Here is a 2,197-nt window from a genome sequence, read left to right as displayed (position 1 = left end):
CCTGCTTCGGCAGGTTTTTTGGGCTTTTTTATGTCTGAAATGGAAAAACCGCACTTTTTCTCGGTCAATGATGACAATAAGTTATGACTTAGAGATTAATCAACAACTAAAGCTTATGCTTGTAGCTAAGTGAAATCATTGATTAAGAGACCTGTACTTTTCAATAACTTTTTCAGCAGACCCTAAGTAGCTTGAGGACGTAAGCTTCTAGAGAAAGACCTTTCTCCGTCGCTTTTTGGCTGAGATATTGTTCGATTTCTGATGTTAAATTAAGAGTTAGTGCCATGGGCTTGATACCAAATCCTGTTTAAAAGGTATAGGAGAGTGGGAAGTGGGAAGAGGGGAGGGGAGTGAGGGACGCGAATAAAAAAAATGGTATGATGCAGTTAAATCGTTCTTGTACAATAATACCAAAGCTCTTGTGAGTCGCGCATGGCTACTTATCGTCGGTCAGCATTAACGGTAAAGTTTTTTGCCCGCCACCAAGGATAATGATCTTACTATTGGGAGATTGCCCTAACTTTTCCGTTGCTTCAATGGTTTTCAGTTGAATGATTTTATCCGTTAAACCTTCCGATAAAATCTTCTGAGCATTGGCGGTTCCCCTCGCTTCAATTATTTTCCGTTCCGCTTCTTTTTTGGCTTTTTGGATTTCTAAATCAATTTTTTGGCTTTCCTGTTCCGTGGCTACTTTCGCTTGAATAGCGGCTTGAATATTATCGGGCAAAATAATATTGCGGAGTAAAGCTTCTTCGACAATAAAACCGAGGGGCTGGAGTTGAGTGGCCATACTTTCACCAAGATTTTGGGCAATAATAGCCCTTTTTTCTCCATAAATATCGGTTAGGGGATAATTCGCTGTAATCTGACGAATCAACGAGCGAAAACGGGAAGTAATAATTTCTTTTTGTTGCTCAGGACTGCCAATTTTTTGGAAAACCTCTCCTGCTTTAGTGGGATCAAGACGGTATTGTAAACTCACGTCCATTTTAAAACCTAGCCCTTCCTTAGAGGTGGTATCAACGGTTTCTTTGATGTCCTGTAAACGGGTGGAATAGGTAATGATATCGGTAAAGGGATTGATAAAATAAATGCCAGGGGATAGGGTTTTTTGACCCACTTGACCCAGGCTTTCCATCACACCCACTTCCCCCGCCGGAATGACCACCGCAAAACGGCCTATTATCTGAAATAAAAAGACAGCACTACTTAACAGTCCAATCAGCAGACTCAAGGGCCGAATGAGGGGATTGGCGTTTTCCTTGAACTTAACAGTAAAAAACAGGCTCCAACTGACCAGAGCGGCGATCGCCGAAAGTATCCAAGACATAATCAGACCTAAGAAATAACTACTGATCTGATGATAACGGTGCGCCTTTAAGAACCGTTTAAGAAATTGCCAGCCCGCTATGTCCTCTCTCTTTGATTAGTTTGCCAACTTCTGGTCTGTGGAGACTGTGGCCACTACGGGTCAATAGCGAAGATCGCATTCACCAACTCATTGATCCCAAGACCTGGCAAGCCTTATAAGTAAGTGGTTATAATTAAATTGAAGAGCCGATTTTGTCTAATCTCTCAATAACAGATATTCACGAATCTCAAAAAAGTTATCCCAAGGAATATAGGGTTGATTTTCCGCTTGCAGATAATCGATTAAACGATCCCTAGCAAAAACTAGATCGGCCCTTCTAGCCATGGTAATATCGGTAACGGAATCACCGATCGCAATAGTTTCTACTCCTGAATATTTGGCCATAATCAAGGCTTTAGCCACTAATTCTGTCTCATTTTCCCAATCGGAGTGAACTTGCAGATATTCCCCTTGAGTATGAAGATTTACCCCATAAATTGCCGTCACCTTATCTAATAGTCCCTCCCGTTTTAAGACCGTTTCAATCATGCCTTGGATACCACCGGAGATAATAATAAAAGGGATGGCTCGCTCCTGTAAAAAAGCGAGGAATTCGGCTAATCCGGGGCGAATTGGCTTGCTTTCGGCATAGGCGAGAATATCGGCGTACTTTTGGCTCGGTATCGACTCTAGCAGTTGACGGACACCCCGGCGCAGACTGAGAGTACGGGCGTACATTTGGGGCATAATCTGATCCGTTGACATCCTCGCCGCCGTAAAACGGACGGCGATTCCTCACCACGCCACTTTTTTAGGGTGGTCGCTGAACGGGGTTGACGCTTCACC

The 2,197-nt window shown here is 43.1% G+C and carries 1 protein-coding gene and 1 pseudogene; both read right to left on the bottom strand.

Features of this window, described 5'->3' with window-relative positions; genetic code table 11:
• Positions 1–436: 436 nt before the first annotated feature.
• Entirely contained in the window at positions 437–1,330 is an 894-nt protein-coding gene (locus BGL89_RS11120; RefSeq protein ID WP_286825759.1) for a prohibitin family protein, read from the bottom strand.
• Positions 1,331–1,567: 237 nt separating this feature from the next.
• Positions 1,568–2,104 (bottom strand): annotated as a pseudogene (locus tag BGL89_RS11115) (HAD family hydrolase); the annotation flags it as partial.
• Positions 2,105–2,197 lie beyond the last annotated feature (93 nt).

This window comes from Microcystis sp. LSC13-02, from assembly GCA_002282935.1.
In the GTDB taxonomy this organism is placed as follows: Bacteria; Cyanobacteriota; Cyanobacteriia; order Cyanobacteriales; family Microcystaceae; genus Microcystis.
Note: the sequence above shows the minus strand (reverse complement) of the source record. Positions and strands in the feature narration are given on the sequence as shown.